The sequence below is a fragment of the Brakhagea slesvicensis genome (genome assembly GCF_052161625.1).
Lineage (GTDB): Bacteria > Planctomycetota > Planctomycetia > Pirellulales > Pirellulaceae > JBKCUI01.
The window spans coordinates 5420144-5436111 of record NZ_CP197412.1 but is presented as its reverse complement, the minus strand read 5'-3'; the positions used below and the strand labels follow the sequence as shown (position 1 = coordinate 5436111).

Below are 15968 nucleotides of genomic sequence, written 5' to 3'. Positions count from 1 at the left end.
AAGGAGCCGAACATGGCCACCGTCTTGGACCGGATCGTTGCGAAGAAGCTTGAAGAGATCGCATATGCCAAAAAGCAGCGGGATCTTCCATCGTTGCGTGACGCGGCGTTGCATGCTCCCGCTCCTCGCGATTTCTTGGGTGCACTGCGTGGTCACGATCGAGTTCGCTTGATCGCGGAAGTGAAAAAAGCGAGTCCATCCAAAGGGATGATTCGACCCGCTTTTGATCCCGTCCAGATTGCGACGGACTATGAAGCAGGGGGAGCGGCCGCGATCAGCGTTCTCACCGATGAACCATTCTTCCAAGGGCGATTGGATTACCTGACCTTGATTCGGGAGGCGGTTTCGATCCCGGTTCTTCGCAAGGATTTTATCCTCGACGAGTATCAGATTTATGAAGCCCGAGTGGCGGGTGCTGACGCCGTTCTTTTGATTGCGGAATGTTTAGATGGTTCGCAGCTGCAGGAGTTTTATACTCTCATTCGGCAGTTGGGGATGACGCCGCTGATCGAGTTGTATGCACCGGAGAACTTGCAGCGCGTTTTGGATACGGGGACCCTTTTGGTGGGAGTGAACAATCGGGACTTGCACACCTTTGCGGTGGATTTGGAACATGTGATTCGATTGAAAAGAGAGATGCCCAGCCAGATCAGCGTCGTCGCGGAGAGTGGGATCTTTACGGCTGCGGATGTGAAGAAGTTAGCGGAGGCCTCGATCGACGCCATGTTGGTCGGCGAATCGCTGATGCGGCAGCAAGATGTCCGGCAAGCGGTGGTGAATCTTCTTGACTACGACCGTTTCGATCCCAGTGAGCCTGCCCAGTGAGCCTGCCCAGTGAGCCTGCCCAGTGAGCCTGCCCAGTGAGCCTGCCCAGTGATCTCCTGCGGTCGCCTTTCTCCGAGAGGCGTTTAGCGGAGAACGGATGCAGGGATTCCGGATTGGCTCGGGTCGCGGTAATTGTTGACAGGGACCATCGACCAGCCGCTGTTGGGCGCTCCGAGTGGGTAGTTTTCACTTCGAGGAATGAATCGAACTCCGTTGTTTCCGGCGGTGGAAAACGCTCCTCCCATGCTATTGGAAATCGGAAGCAACGCCCCTCCTTCGATGGGGCTTGGGTTGGAAGCAACATAGGTCGCACCTGAGTTTGCGGACCCGTACCCGGAAGTCCCCATACCGGGCGTCGAGGCATTCGATTTGAACAATCCGCCGGAGAAAAGAGACCCGGTACGACCCATCAGTTGCGGCCATTGGAAAGTCGGTCTTGCAGCAAGCATCGGCCCGTAGTTGGTCGGTGGCATCCCACCATTGGCGATTGGGTTGTTAAGGTTCCGTGACTGGGTCGGAGCCGACTGCTGGCGCGCGAGGAGCCAGGGGTTGGTCGCGTTCCAGCCGCTGTACTGAGGGTTGTAGGCAGGGTAGGCAGCGAGGCTGCTGGCAGGAGCGTTGTTCTGTGTTCCCCAGGCAGACGGATAGTAGGCGGGAGGTGGCGTCATCACGACCGCAGACGAAGGGTAGGTCGGGTAATCCAGAGGTCTGGTCGGAACAGGTGGTTGCACCGGACCACCCCCTGCGACTTGGGTGTTCATCGCGGAGCCTGGTGCAGTGTTTTGCATCGGCATATCCACGAACTTCGCACGTGGTTGGGATTGCGAGACGAGGACTGGGATCGACTTCTTTACCTCTTTTTGTACGAACTTTTGATAAGTCACCGGCTGTTTGACTTGGGTGAAGTTCGGTTGGTATTGGACCACGGGAACATATTGCCAGGATTGGCGAGGTGCAGCAAAGGGATTGAGGGTCGGTTCTGTGCGCAGTTGAAGCTGGTAGGTGACGATCGGGACGTAGTTCGTCTGTGCCAGGAGTTTCTCCTCGGTGACCCATTCAGGGACCCATTGTTGTTCGGAGACCTCTTGTTGTTGGTAGGTGACAACAGGAACGGTTTCGTAGATGATGTATCGGCCGTAGAGTTGTCCAGTCCGCGCATCGGTGAAGGTCGAGCTCAGTTGCGGTTTGGCAAAGCCGTCCGTTCCCGAGGGGCCTTGCCCAGCCACCGCCCCGTTGAGGCCGGTGGATTGGGGAGCGTTCTGCGCAAAAAGCGGAGAAAACGCGCAGGCAGTCCAAGCCGCCAAGCAAATCGCGCCGAGGGGGAGCGAGCGACCGAGGGCCGGCCCGTGTTCGATACGAATCCTAAGTAGGTTTTGCATGATTTCCCCATGGCTCCTTCCACTGCTTCGATGCCCCATCACGAGCGAACCGCTCATGGCCGCAGATCCATCCCTGGTTGCAGAGCTTCGGCTGCAAGCGGAATTGGGTCGCATCAAGACGAAAGTGGGTGGTACTCTTTCCGCCATTCCACCGCAAGGTCTAGTCAATGCTAGCAAGGGATGGTTTTACCCGATCCATGGCGATGTCGGCGATTTGCTCGCGGAGGATGCGATTCAGATCCCGCCAATGGGTCGAGACACTGAACCTGGCTAGGGTCTGCTGCGAATACGAGGAGGCGGAGTCTGGACAGGAATGTGCATGGACAGGAACTGGACAGCGAGCCGATTCTATTTGCAGGCGCGGTATGGGAACGATTTGATATATTGGGACATCGGCTCGGCGTGCCCGGCATGGATATACGTAACATCGAACTATCAGGATTGCGGTTATGAAATTTTTTGGATTGTTGGCTTCGACGGTCGCGTTGGCTGGCCTTTTGTCGGGGTTCGTAGGCTGCGAAGCGAAACCTGCTCCGAAGACGGGTGACAGCAGCGCCGAGCATGATCATGGTCATGGAGAAGAGGGGCATGATCACGGCGATGGTAAAGAAAAGTCGAATGATCCACCTCCGGTTGCCTTGAAGAATGTCTATGACAAGACCGTCGCAGCAGCTCAGAAGATCCGCGATGCGTTGGAAAAAGGGGAAATCGATTCCGCGCACGATGAATTGCACGACATCGGACATTACTTGAACGACCTCCCGGGGCTTGCCAAGGCCGCTGCGATGGACCCTGCCAAGGTCGAGACATTGGAGAAAGCGTCCAAGACATTGTTTGACGTTATGGGTAAGATCGACGAATCGTTGCATGACTCGAAGGAAGTGAAGTTTGACGACGTCAAGGAATCCCTCGAAGGGGGCCTTGCCGAATTGAAGGGCTTGGGCGAAGCCCTCCCTAAATAGCGCACTGGGCAAATAGGGCCTATAGGACTCATAAGACTCATAGGACCCATTTGGCTCATACAGCTTCGCAGAGTGAACGAGATCGACAGGAAATAAGCATGGTCAAAAAACTGGTTTATCTTCCGTTCCTAGGAACACTTCTTTGCTTTGGATGTGGCCCGAAGGTGGATCCGCTTGTGGAAAAGGCAAAGGCCATCCTCCTCCAGGAGGACCTTTCGGCGTCTGCCCTCAGCATTGAGCAGGCGATTGGCCAGTCGACCGATCAGGCGACTCAGGGGCAGCCGATGGTTATGAAAGCAAAGGTCGGTTCGGGCAAAGGGGATACGTTCGACCCGAAAGCCTCGGAGTTCTTGGTATCGGAGATTCCGGAGGGTGAGCATGCGGGGGACGAGAAGCACGATGCCGACAATTGCCCATTCTGTCGAGCGCGAGAAGCCAAGGCCCCGACTGTGGTAGTCCGATTGTTGGAAAAGGATGGGAAGCCGTTCGCCCGTCCCGCCGATCAACTATTCGGGCTCAAGAAGGGGCAGCATGTCGTCGTTCGAGGGGTCGGAACGTTCGATGCCGAGCTCAATTTCTTTACCGTGGAAGCGACCGGTCTCAAGATTTCCGAGTAGCTGCCAAGATCACCACAAAGACGCAGATTGCGACCGCACCGAGAGCGAAGACAAGTCCGAGGCTTACTGCCATAGTGGTTCAATATCCTGTCCAAAGGGAAATGGGACGAGAGTAGGAGCGGCACGAGTATATCCGCTCTTACACGGCCGTGATGGGTTTCGATGATTTTCCGTTCGCCGAGGCTTCACCCTTTTTCCAACAGGAGTTGTTCCGAGTACACTGTTGGACATGGATCCCACCCCTACCTCCTACCTCTCTCTATCTAGCAGCACCGTGATGGTCGCGGTCTCCCTTTTGTTCCTTGCCATGGCGATAGGGCTTGGGTATTGGAACTGGACGCGAAGTCACTTTCGGCGTGGTGTTTTACTTTTGGAAGGGGTACGGCTGACTGCTATTGCCGGCCTTTTGTTTTTGCTTCATCAGCCCGAGTGGACGACTGAATATCGCCCCGCAGAAAAACCGAACTTGGTCGTCTTGATCGATCGTTCCCGCAGCATGGAGACACAAGATGTCTTGAATGGGGCAGCGTCGGGGGAAGAGCTTCAGAGTCGAACATCGGTCGCCAGGAGTTTGGAGAGTCCCGAGTACTGGTCAAGCGTTTCCGATCGATTTCAAGTCTCGACAGAGGGATTTCCGTCGATCGCGGCAGGGGACGCGACGGGAGCGGACGCGAGTTCGAGCGGCGGGACCAATATCCACGATGCGTTGGAAGGGGTGCTCGGTCGTGAGTCGAATGTTCAAGCGGTCGTGTTGATTTCGGATGGCGATTGGAATCGAGGCAAACCGCCTGTGGAGTTAGCTTCTCGATTTCGTTCGAGGGGGATCCCTATTTTTTCGGTCCCCATCGGATCGGAAACGCGATTGCCCGATTTGGAGGCGATCAGTTTGGATGCCCCAACATTTGGTGTCGCGGGAAAATCGCTGCGGATACCATTTACCATCGAGTCCTCCTTATCGAGAGACCATGTGGTTCAGGTGTCTGTTGAGTTCAGCAATGGGGAGACCGAGACCAAAGAGGTTCGAGTCAGGCCCATGTCACGAACCACCGACTTTGTTTCTTGGACGCCGAAGGAGCCCGGAGACTACACGATTCGGGTCGCCATCCCTCCGCATCCCGACGAGAGATTGCGAGAGAACAACAGCATCGCCGCCCCCATCTCGATTCGTCAGGAAAAGCTGCGCGTCTTGTTGATTGAAACGTCCCCGCGTTGGGAGTACCGCTATTTGCGGAATGCGTTGTCTCGCGATCCCGGAGTCGAGGTGGCTTGTTTGCTTTTGCATCCTTTGTTGGAGAAGCCGGGTGGAGGCAACCGGGATTACATCAGTGAATTTCCATCGGACCCCGAGGAGTTAGCGCAGTACGACGTCGTTTTTTTGGGTGACATTGGGATTGCTGAAAAGCAGCTGACGGAGGAGCAGTGTCAGCAGTTGAGAGGGCTGGTGGAGTACCAAGCGACGGGGCTAGTTTTCTTGCCAGGAAGCATGGGGCATCAATCGACACTATTGGCATCTCCATTAGATCCATTGCTCCCTGTCCTTCTCGACGAAAAGAATCCAGCAGGGACTGGATCGAAGCTCGCGATGCACTTGGAGTTGACCGAGTCGGGGCGCAGAAGTTTGCTGACCAAATTGGCGGACACTGAGGAAGACAATCTTCAGGTCTGGTCGGGGCTACCAGGTTTTCAGTGGTTCGCTCCCGTATTGCGAGCGAAAGCAGGGACCGAGACGCTGGCGGTGCATCAAGAGTCCGCGAATGAGTTTGGGCGAGTACCGTTGATCGTCACCAAGACCTTCGGTGCAGGCAAAGTCCTTTATATGGGGACCGATGGAGCTTGGCGATGGCGGCGCGGAGTGGAAGACCGCTACCACTATCGATTCTGGGGGCAAGTCGTCCGGTGGATGGCTTATCAAAGAAACATGGCCAAAGGGGAGACGATTCGTTTTTACTACAGTCCCGATTCACCGGCATTGGGGCAGCGATTGATGTTGAAAGCGAATGTGATGAGCGATTCGGGAGAGCCATTGTCGGCGGGGACGGTCACAGCCAAGATCGATTCGCCGGCGGGAAGATCCACAACGCTGACCCTTCAGAGTGCTGGGGCCGATAGTTGGGGGTTATTCGAAGGGAGCTATGATGTTCGCGAGGTAGGAAAGCATCGCGTATTGATCGCTTCGTCCGAGTCGGCCAAGACGTTGGAAGCGGAGTTTTTTGTTCAAGGGAGTGCGGAGGAGCGAGTCGGTTTAGCCGCCAAGCCAAAGGTGCTCCAGGAGCTCTCGAAAGTCACGCAGGGGGAGTCGATCTCCATCGATCGCGTTGGGGAGCTTGGGGAGCTCTTATTGCGAGTCCCGGATCCTCCTTTGGTGACCAAACGTTGGCAGCTTTGGGCTCATCCAATCGTTATGACCGTCTTGATCGGGTTGCTCAGCGCGTTCTGGATCGGAAGAAAGTGGCTTGGAATGCTCTAGATTTAGGTGAATGGCCAATCTCCTTCGCGGGTTGGGGATATCAAAGCAAGGCTTTTCTACTAAAATTGTGGCACACTTTGATTGCCCATTTGATCCCTTGAAGATCCATTCCTTCCGATGCTTCTTTCTGAAAACCCAGCTCAGATTCTTCCCAGCCTCATTCGCCAACGCATCCACATTCTCGACGGAGCGATGGGGACCATGATCCAGCAGCTCAAGCTGGATGAGGCGGCGGTGCGTGGGAAACGGTTTGCGGGTCATCACAAAGATCTCGCGCGGTTCTCGGACATTCTCAACCTTACCCGTCCCGACGATATCTCCAACATCCATTACGCGTACTTCGAGGCGGGTGCCGACATCGTCGAGACCAACTCGTTTGGAGCCAGTCCGATTGGAATGATCGAGTTCGATCTCCCACTCGAACTGGTTCGGGACTTGAACTACGCAGCGGTCGATTGCGCGCGGAAGGCTGCAGACCGGATGATGAAAGTCGATCCGTCCCGCCGTCGATTCGTGGCTGGGAGTATTGGACCGACGACCAAGCAGCTTGCGATCAGCACGAAAGTGGACGATGCCGCCAATCGGGACGTCACGTATCGAGAGATGGTCGATAGCTACAAAGAGCAGGTAAAGCATTTGGTCGAGGCGGGGGTGGATTTGCTGTTGCCCGAGACTGCGATCGACACGTTGAATTTAAAGACCTGTCTCTTTGCGATCAGCGAGTATTTTCACGAGACCGGGCGGTTGGTTCCGGTGATGGTGAGCGCAACCTTCAGCAATGGAGGACGAACCTTTGTAAGCGGTCAGACGGTAGAAGGTTTTTGGAACGCCATCAGTCACTTCCCCATGCTATCGGTCGGGATGAATTGCGCGTTGGGACCTGACGTCATGCGTCCCCATATCGAGGAGTTGGCCAAGGTTTCGAATATCCCTCTTTCATGCCATCCAAACGCGGGGCTCCCCAATGCGATGGGTGAGTACGATCTTACGCCGGCGAAGATGGCGGACTACATCGAGGATTTCGTCGACAACGGTTGGCTCAACATCGTCGGCGGTTGTTGCGGATCTTCACCCGCTCATATTCGCGAGATCGCCAATCGAGTCGGGCACAAGAAGCCACGGCAGGATCAAGAGCCGATCGTCTGGACTCGGCTATCGGGCCAGCAGGCTTGCACGCTGCGTCCTGAGACCCAATTCACCATGGTGGGAGAGCGGACGAACGTCACGGGATCGAAGGCGTTTGCCAAGCTTATTCGGAACAATCAGTTCGACGAAGCGGTCGAGGTCGCGCGGCAGCAGGTTGAAAACGGCGCCGTTATTATCGACATCAACATGGACGACGCGTTGCTCGATGGCGTCGAGGCCATGACGCGGTATCTCCGATTGATCGCAGGAGACTCCGTAGCGGCGAGTGTCCCGGTGATGATCGATTCCTCCAAATGGGAGGTGCTTGAGGCAGGGCTTCAAAACGTTCAGGGGAAAGCGATTGTCAACAGTATCAGCTTGAAGGATGGCGAGGACGAATTCCTTCGCCGTGCCCGATTGATTCGGCAATATGGAGCCGCAGCTGTCGTGATGGCTTTTGATGAGAAGGGGCAAGCCACCGAGACGTCCGAGAAAGCCAGGATATGCAAACGAGCCTATGACCTTTTGGTCAAAGAGGCTGGATTCCCTCCTCAAGACATCATTTTCGACCCAAACATCCTTACCGTAGCGACCGGGATCGAGGAACACGACAACTACGCCGTGAACTTCATCGAAGCATGCCGTTTGATCAAACGAGAATGCCCGGGCGTGAAGATCTCGGGAGGGGTCAGCAATATTTCCTTCTCGTTCCGAGGGAACGATGTCGTTCGGGAGGCGATGCACTCCGCGTTTCTGTACCATGCCATCCAAGCGGGGATGGACATGGGGATTGTCAATGCAGGGCAATTGGCTGTCTACGAAGACATCCCAAAGGACTTGCTCGAGCGCGTGGAAGATGTGCTACTCAATCGCAGGCCCGATGCGACCGAGCGATTATTGGTGATGGCCGAGTCCGTCAAAGGCTTGGCGGGGAAGAAGGCCGCTGGCGAGAATCTGGAATGGCGGAGCAAGCCGGTTGTCGAGCGATTGCAATATGCGTTGATTCAGGGAATCGACAAATACATCGAGGAGGATACCGAGGAAGCTCGTCAGCATTTCGATCGATGTTTGCAAGTGATCGAGGGCCCGTTGATGAGCGGCATGAGTATTGTCGGAGATCTCTTCGGTGCAGGAAAAATGTTTTTGCCCCAGGTCGTGAAGAGCGCTCGAGTGATGAAGAAAGCAGTCGGTTATCTGCAGCCCTTCATGGAAAAGGAAAAGCGGGACGCAGGCCTTTCCGAGCAATCGTTCCGAGGCAAGGTCCTCATGGCAACGGTGAAGGGAGATGTTCACGACATCGGAAAGAACATCGTCGGCGTGGTGCTTGGATGCAACAACTATCAAGTCATCGATTTGGGCGTGATGTGCTCGGCTGAGAAGATCATTGAAGAGGCGATCAAGCACTCGGTCGACGTGATTGGATTGTCAGGATTGATTACCCCCAGTCTCGATGAAATGACCCACGTTGCGAAAGAGATGAAGCGACAAGGACTGTCGATTCCGCTATTGATCGGAGGCGCGACGACATCGGCAAAGCATACGGCGGTCAAGATCGCTCCCTACTACGAAGAACCTGTGGTGCACGTGCTCGACGCTTCGCGAAGCGTTGGAGTTGTTGAGAGTTTGTGCGGCGGCTCGAAGAAAGATGTGTTTGTATCGGACAATAAGAAACTGCAAGCGGAGTTGCGAGCGAGTTATGAGAACCGGCAGGTGAAGCTCTTGCCATACGCCGAGGCGAAGGGTCGCAAGTTTCAGACCGATTGGTCGAGCGTTCGAATCGATCGTCCATCGTTCCTCGGCCAGAGAGTGCTTCGCGATTACCCCCTTGGGGAGATCGCCGCATACATCGACTGGTCCCCCTTCTTTATGGCTTGGGAGCTCAAAGGAAAGTATCCGAAGATATTCCAAGACGAGTACGTCGGTGGGGAAGCGAAGAAGCTATTCCACGATGCGCAAGAGATGTTGCAGGAAGTTATTGCCAAGAAGTCGTTGCAGGCTCATGCTGTGTATGGATTCTGGCCTGCTGCTTCCGATGGCGACGATGTCATCCTCTACACCGATGAGACCCGCAAGCACGAGAAAACCCGTTTCCACTTTTTGCGGCAGCAATGGGAGCGAAAGGGTCAGAATGATTTCCGATCGCTCGCCGATTACATCGCCCCGGTCGACTCCGGTAGAGAGGATTACCTCGGCGCGTTTGTGGTAACCGCAGGGCACCAAGCGGAAGAGTTGGCTCAGGCGTACGTCGCCCAGCACGACGACTACAACTCGATCATGGTCAAAGCGATTGCGGATCGGCTCGCGGAGGCGTTCGCGGAACTGCTTCATGCCAAAGCCCGCCAGGACTGGGGCTTCGGGCAGGACGAGAATCTCACCAATGAGCAACTGATCGATGAAAAGTATCGCGGAATTCGCCCGGCACCCGGCTACCCAGCTTGCCCCGACCACACGGAAAAGCGAATCCTTTTCGAACTACTCGATGCACCTAACCAAGTAGGGGTCCGACTAACAGAGTCGTTTGCCATGTGGCCTGCGGCAAGTGTGAGCGGGTTCTATTTCGGTCATCCCGATTCGCGTTACTTCGCAGTCGATCGATTGACACAAGATCAAGTGATCGATTATGCGAGGCGCAAGGGAGCTTCTCTGCGCGAGGTCGAACGATGGCTTGCACCGAACCTTGGATACGAAACTGCGTAGCGCAAAACTCGATCGCCGCTAGCCCATGTGGGGATAGCGGCGGGTTCTACGGGTTGTAGGAGTTGCCATTAGTTTCTGGTCCGGGACTCCAGTTCCGTGCGGAGTTGTTCCTCGCGGGCTTGGAGTTCAGGTGTGAATTCAGGCCCGAAGTCGGAGGCATCGAAGATTTTGCGGATTTCGAGATCGGAATCCGAGGGCATCGGGTTAGGGCATTTCTTCGCCCATTCGATCGCGTGCTCCATGGATTCGACTTCCCAGATCCAAAAGCCTGCGACGAGTTCTTTCGTTTCGGCAAAGGGACCGTCGATGACGGTACGTTGATCGCCAGAGAATCGAATGCGGACACCCCGCGAGGTAGGGTGGAGCCCGTCGCCGCTTACCAAGATCCCGGCTTCGTGGAGCGCTTCGTTGTAGGCCGTCATGGCAGCCATAAGTTTTTCGTCCGGCATGAGTCCCGCTTCGGATTCGGGAGTGGCTTTGACCAAGACAGCGACGCGCATGGATTATCTCCTTGGGAGTTATTGGATGCAGTGGATTCGATTCGGGGATTGATTGTGATCGATCGGAGGGAAACGGTTTCGACACGTTGAAGGGAAAATCCTTGATTATTACGTTGTTCGTTCGGTTCGAGAGCCAGACTTTCTCGCGACGAAGAAACAGGGGAAAGGCGAGGAGAGGGGTGGTTGCGTAGTGTGGACATTTGGTTTGCGACGACGGATAATGGGAGCTTGCCGCGGAAGGGTTTTCAGCAAATCACGGGAGTTAACGCCATGCAACGTTCATGGGCTTGGATCGCAACGTTTGGGTTAGGGATGTTGTCGGCGGGATGCGGAAGCAATCCCACTCCCCCTGCTCCTGCCACTTCAACCGCGGCGACCTCTTCGACACCTTCCGAATCAAGTTCGGGTGGTGGGGCCGAATCAAGTTCGGGCGGTGGGGCTGCTTCGGGGGGGAGCGAGACTGCCTCTTTGGAAATGTCCTCCTCGGGGGCTGGGTACGGCAGCGAGTCAGCTAGCAGTTCAGGGGGATATCCTGGCGATTCGTCCGCGGGTGCGCAATCGGGAGGTTCTCAGTCCGGCAGTTCTTCCTATGGCAGTGAGGAAATGGCTTACAACGGAGGTGGGGCCTACGGAGGCGAGTCGGGATACGTTCCCCCTGGTAGCGAGGAGTCTGGCAGCGGCGGTCCCGGATACGGCAGTGCTGGACCTGGATATGGAACGCAAGGAAATCGAGCAGGAGGTGGGCTTCTACCTGGGATGGGGGGAGCGGAGGGGGCGTTGCTATCCCGTTTGATGGGTGGAGGTTCCACCAGTGCGCCCAAGATGTTGACATTCCAGGAGCGATCGAAACTGGCTTTTGAGGCGGGTAATTGGAATCGCGCGTACGATTTGCTCAGCGCACAATCCCTGTTGTCCGATGACGCGGAATCGATGAAGATCGCCGACTTCTACCGTTGGTCTACCGCGAACAAGCGTCCTGTGTTGGGAATGAAGATCGCTGTTGGACTGGTGCTCGATAATCCGAGCAATGCAACCAGTCTCAAGCCCATTGGGACCGACCTGCAATCCATCATGAGCGGCGGTGGTGCTGGAGGTGCAGCGGGTGGTTCGGGTCCTGGGGCGATCGGCAGTGAAGGGGGAAGCAGTGGCGGGTATGGAGCGGAGGGAGGCATGGCTCCTCCGGGTGCTGCCAAGCCTGCTTTGGCGGTCGGAGCCAAGCCCCTCACCGATGCAGCGGGAGAGTTGGTGACCCGCGTGATCGAAGCGTTCGGGACGCACCATTCGGAGGGGAAGTGGACGGTCGCGTTTCAAGAAAATTCATACAAAGGGAAGCCTCGCATGCCGGGCAACAATATGCCTGGCAGCAGCGGGTTCGGAGTGCCAGGATCCTTTGGCAATTCGGGCGGTGACCTCTATGGTGAGTCGGGGAGTGGACCTGGCATTGGCGAGAACAATGGTTTTGGAGGAGGGGACTTAGGCGGCAGTAGTCAAAGCGGCACTCCAACCCTTCAGCCATTTCGCTTTCAGCAAGGGGGCGGGGGGCCCGGTGTGGGATCGATCGCCAGTGGGCTCAGTGGCTTTTCGGGAACGTCCGAACAAGAATCTGGTGGCGGCAACTTCGGGCAAAGCGCACCCGGGCAGTTTGGTTCCGGCGAGGAACTTCCTGTTGGTTCGGGATTCGGCCCCGGTGCACCGAATGGTTTTGGAGGTCCTGGATCCAATGGATCGATGCCGGGAGGGCAGGGGGGGCGTATGCCGTCGCCACAATGGGTCGCTGAAGATTTTGAGCTTCCAGGCGATGTGACTCCTCTGGGGCCATGCCTGGAGTACATCGGATCGGATGTGCAAGCGAACTTGATCGCAAAATCCAAAGAGGCGGGATATGAGGCCCTCATCGTGTTCGATGTCGAGATCATCCTAAATCGTCGAACGGGCATCGTTAACAACACGGCTCGAGTCAAAGTTCTCCACCTGGCGGAAGATCCGAAGGAGATCAAAGTCATTGCGTCGTCCAAACCGCTGGTGAGTGTCACCGTTGCGAGGGCGAGGTTGAAGAAGGAGGAGGATGGAGTCGAGGACGCCGCAGAGTCGGTTGCCAAGAAATCGGCGGAGATCATCGCCCTCCAACCCGTTCCCGATCGATTGACGCAGGATGCCGTGGTCAAGACTCGGATGCCGAAGCTGCTGGCCGATACCAAGATCTCGGAGCTTGGGAAGTTGGGTGAAGTGAATTTCTATTATCAAAAAGGATTCATCGACGATGCTCAACGACAGGAATTCTTTGAGGCCATCGCGGGGGCTGAAGCATCGAAACTGCTTTCCACGCGTCGAACTGAGAAAGCCGAAGCCCTTGAATCTCTCCTCAAATAGCGAAGAAGCATGAGTTTCCGAGTCCCATGGTCGGTGTCCGTTCGGGGTGCCGTCGCTCTCGCTGCCTTAGCCGTCGTCCTCTCGTCTGTTGGTGTGGCGTTGGGACAGGCTCCCGAACTGCTTGCCGCCGAACGGGCTGAGCTTGACGCGAAAGAGGCCGAGACCTTTTTCGAATCGAAAGTGCGTCCTCTTCTGATTGAGAAGTGCCTCGACTGCCACTCGCATGAAACAGAGGTGAGTGGTGGATTGAGTTTGGATTCCAAACAGGATTGGGCGAAGGGGGGCGACTCCGGTCCTGCCATCGACGAGCAATCGCCCGAGAAGAGTTTATTTCTCGAAGCGATCGCGTATCGAAATCCCAAGCTTCGGATGCCGCCCGATGGAAAGCTGAGCGAGTCCGAGCTGTCGATTTTGCAACGTTGGGTCGGCTCGGGTGCTTGGGATCCACGGGTTCCGAAAGGGGAGGGACGCACGCCTCAAGTGGGGATGTCGATCGAAGACGCCCGTTCGCACTGGTCTTACAAACCGATCGCCCTGGATGTCGCGATTCCTCCAGGGACCGCAGCCTCCCCTATTGATGCGTTTTTGGAACGAAGTCAGCGCGAGAACGCCATCCGTCCGTCGCCGGTTGCAGCCTTCGAGACTCTTTCGCGACGGGTCCATCTCGATTTGACAGGATTGAGGCCGCTGTCGGATCTCTCTGCTGAGGATCTTCGGCGCTGGACTGCTTCGGTTGATCCTCGAGCGGGGACAACCTCCACGCCAGGGGCAAACTCCACGCTAGGGGCGGCCTCTGCGCTAGGGGCGACCAGTGAAGAAGAGGAACGGTACCACCGTTTGGTCGATGAGTTGTTGGCATCGCCTCGATTCGGTGAGCACTTTGCAAGGCATTGGATGGATGTGATTCGATTCTCCGAATCGCTGACGTTGCGCGGACTGGTTTTTGAAGACGCATGGCGCTACCGCCAGTACTTGATTGACTCTTTTAATGCAGACAAACCCTACGATCGATTCGTGCGCGAGCAGATCGCCGGTGATCTCATGGAGGCAAAATCGATTGAGGAACGTCAGCAGCAGACGATTGCAACCACGATGATGGTCCTGGGCGATACCAATATGGAGGAGCAAGACAAGAAGCAATTGGAGATGGACTTCATCGACGAGCAGATCGAAGTTATTGGCCGTGCGTTTCTAGGCCAGACACTGGGCTGTGCCCGCTGCCACGATCATAAATTCGATCCGATTCCGACCAGCGACTATTACGCGTTGGCAGGTATTTTAAAGTCCTCCAAGGGGATCGAGCACGACAATGTTTCGAAATGGGTCCGTCGTCCGTTGCCTTTGTCCGACTCGGAAGAAGCTCGATTTCGACAAGCCGAAGAGGATGGAAAGAAATGGAAAAAGCAACTAGAGTCCCTCAAGGCAAAGCTGAGCACTCCTGCTACGTCGTCGAGCATTGTGAAACCAAGCGAATTGCCCGGTCTGGTGTTCGATGAGCAGACCGCGCGCAAGGTAGGGAAGTGGGTGGAATCCGACTTCGTGAAGCCTTACGTGGGGAGCGGCTATGTTCATGACGGCAACGATCGAGCAGAGAATAAAGCCATTGTCTTCGAACCGGCGGAATTGCCTCCAGGGGAATACGAGTTGCGGATGGCTTACACTGCCAGTGCGAATCGTTCTACCCAAACAAAAGTGCGCATCTGGAGCGCCAACGGAGAAGACGTCGTTCTCGTGAATCAAAGGGCTGCACCGAAGATCGACGGTCTATGGCATTCCTTAGGCAAGTTCACGTTCGAGTTAGGTGGAAAGGCCACGGTAACCATTACGAATGAGAATGCGGATGGCCATGTCATTGTCGATGCCGTGCAATTCCTGAGTCCCGGAATCAGCAAAGCGAGCGCACCCGGAATTGCATTGACGGAGAGCGAGAGCGATGCGGTGAAGAAAGAGATCGCCGACCTGGAGCGCAAGGCAAAGGAGGCGGCTGCTTTACTGGCACAGCGTCCCATGTCGATGGGATTGGTACCTCTCCCTAACCCGAAAGATATTCCCATACACGTGCGTGGGTCCGTACATTCGCTGGGGCCCGTTGTTGCGAGAGGCTTTCTGCGATGTGTCGACGTTTCCGATGCACCGTCCCTGTCTGCGGAGAGCAACGGGCGGTTGGAATTGGCTGCATGGATCGCATCCCAACAGAATCCGCTCACGGCACGCGTTTATGTCAACCGTGTTTGGTATTGGTTGATGGGGGAGGGGCTCATTCCCTCGGTTGATAATTTCGGTACGACGGGTGAATCGTCCGTTCACACCGAGCTTCTGGATTGGCTCTCGACTCAGTTCATGGCCCATGGGTGGTCGACGAAATGGTTGGTTCGAGAGATTTTGTTGTCGGAAGCATATAGGCGCACTGCAATCGAGATGCCCGAGCATCACGCGTTGGATCCTGACAACAAATATTTTGCACGTCGCCATTTGAAGCGATTGAGCGGAGAGTCCATTCGTGATTCTCTTCTGGGATTGAGCGGTTCTCTCGATCTATCGGCCCTTCCCTCGATGAACAGTCTCAAAGCGGTCAAGGAAGATTACGGCTTCAGACACAGGGAGCAATTCCGAGCCGTCTATGGCCCTTGGTTTCGCAACTCGCTACCGACCTTGTTCACCGAGTTCGATGGTCCCAATCCGAGCTATTCGTCCGGGGAGCGTTACGTCAGCACCGTTGCTCCCCAAGCGTTAGCGATTCTCAACAGTCCGTTTACGCGGAGTTGTGCAGCGTCGATTGCCAAACAATTGGTTGCACCGACAGCGTCATCAGCCCCTCCAGACCGGTCGGTCGAGGTTCGAATCCATGTGTTGTTCCGTTGGCTTCTGTCACGACCGGCGACTCCTGCCGAAGTGCAGTGGTCGCGTGACGTCATCGCGAATGATTCGTTGGAAGAATGGGAGCGACTATCCCTTCTCCTCATCGCCAGCGTCGACTTTCGTTACCAAGACTGACCGTTCGACTGAGAAGTCCCCTTTTTCCTTTG

Annotated in this window: 10 protein-coding genes; 8 read left to right on the top strand and 2 right to left on the bottom strand. The window is 55.9% G+C overall.

Annotation, left to right across the window (positions count from 1 at the left end):
* Positions 1-12: 12 nt before the first annotated feature.
* Positions 13-825 carry an indole-3-glycerol phosphate synthase TrpC gene (gene trpC / locus SH467x_RS20635; protein WP_482368979.1) on the top strand — a complete coding sequence of 271 codons (813 nt, stop codon included), beginning with the start codon at positions 13-15 and terminating at the stop codon, positions 823-825.
* Between the two features lie 83 nt (positions 826-908).
* On the opposite strand, the gene SH467x_RS20630 is transcribed toward trpC, so the two are convergent.
* Entirely contained in the window at positions 909-2204 is a 1296-nt protein-coding gene (locus SH467x_RS20630) for a hypothetical protein (RefSeq protein ID WP_482368978.1), read from the bottom strand.
* On the opposite strand from SH467x_RS20630, the gene SH467x_RS20625 reads away from it, so the two are divergent.
* The 5 genes from SH467x_RS20625 to metH all read left to right on the top strand — a co-directional run bounded on the left by SH467x_RS20625 (position 2203) and on the right by metH (position 10072).
* Positions 2203-2478 carry a hypothetical protein gene (locus tag SH467x_RS20625; protein WP_482368977.1) on the top strand — a complete coding sequence of 92 codons (276 nt, stop codon included), beginning with the start codon at positions 2203-2205 and terminating at the stop codon, positions 2476-2478. The two genes, SH467x_RS20630 and SH467x_RS20625, sit on opposite strands and share 2 nt — an antisense overlap.
* A gap of 175 nt (positions 2479-2653) precedes the next feature.
* Positions 2654-3166: a hypothetical protein gene (locus SH467x_RS20620; protein ID WP_482368976.1), complete on the top strand. Its 513-nt coding sequence runs from the start codon at positions 2654-2656 to the stop codon at positions 3164-3166.
* A 98-nt stretch (positions 3167-3264) separates the two neighbouring features.
* Complete coding sequence (locus tag SH467x_RS20615) at positions 3265-3783, top strand: hypothetical protein (protein WP_482368975.1); 519 nt, start codon at positions 3265-3267, stop codon at positions 3781-3783.
* A 229-nt stretch (positions 3784-4012) separates the two neighbouring features.
* A complete protein-coding gene (locus SH467x_RS20610) occupies positions 4013-6250 on the top strand; it encodes a hypothetical protein (RefSeq protein ID WP_482368974.1) in 2238 nt (745 codons plus the stop codon).
* A gap of 117 nt (positions 6251-6367) precedes the next feature.
* Positions 6368-10072 (top strand): methionine synthase, encoded by a 3705-nt coding sequence (metH, locus tag SH467x_RS20605; protein WP_482368973.1) that lies wholly within the window; start codon positions 6368-6370, stop codon positions 10070-10072.
* A gap of 68 nt (positions 10073-10140) precedes the next feature.
* Here metH and SH467x_RS20600 read toward each other — a convergent pair whose 3' ends face one another.
* A complete protein-coding gene (locus SH467x_RS20600) occupies positions 10141-10572 on the bottom strand; it encodes a YciI family protein (protein ID WP_482368972.1) in 432 nt (143 codons plus the stop codon).
* Between the two features lie 270 nt (positions 10573-10842).
* Here SH467x_RS20600 and SH467x_RS20595 point away from each other — a divergent pair, with 270 nt between their 5' ends.
* Together SH467x_RS20595 and SH467x_RS20590 are read left to right on the top strand one after the other, a co-directional pair.
* Complete coding sequence (locus SH467x_RS20595; protein ID WP_482368971.1) at positions 10843-12942, top strand: hypothetical protein; 2100 nt, start codon at positions 10843-10845, stop codon at positions 12940-12942.
* A gap of 9 nt (positions 12943-12951) precedes the next feature.
* Entirely contained in the window at positions 12952-15936 is a 2985-nt protein-coding gene (locus SH467x_RS20590; RefSeq protein WP_482368970.1) for a DUF1553 domain-containing protein, read from the top strand.
* Positions 15937-15968: the final 32 nt, after the last annotated feature.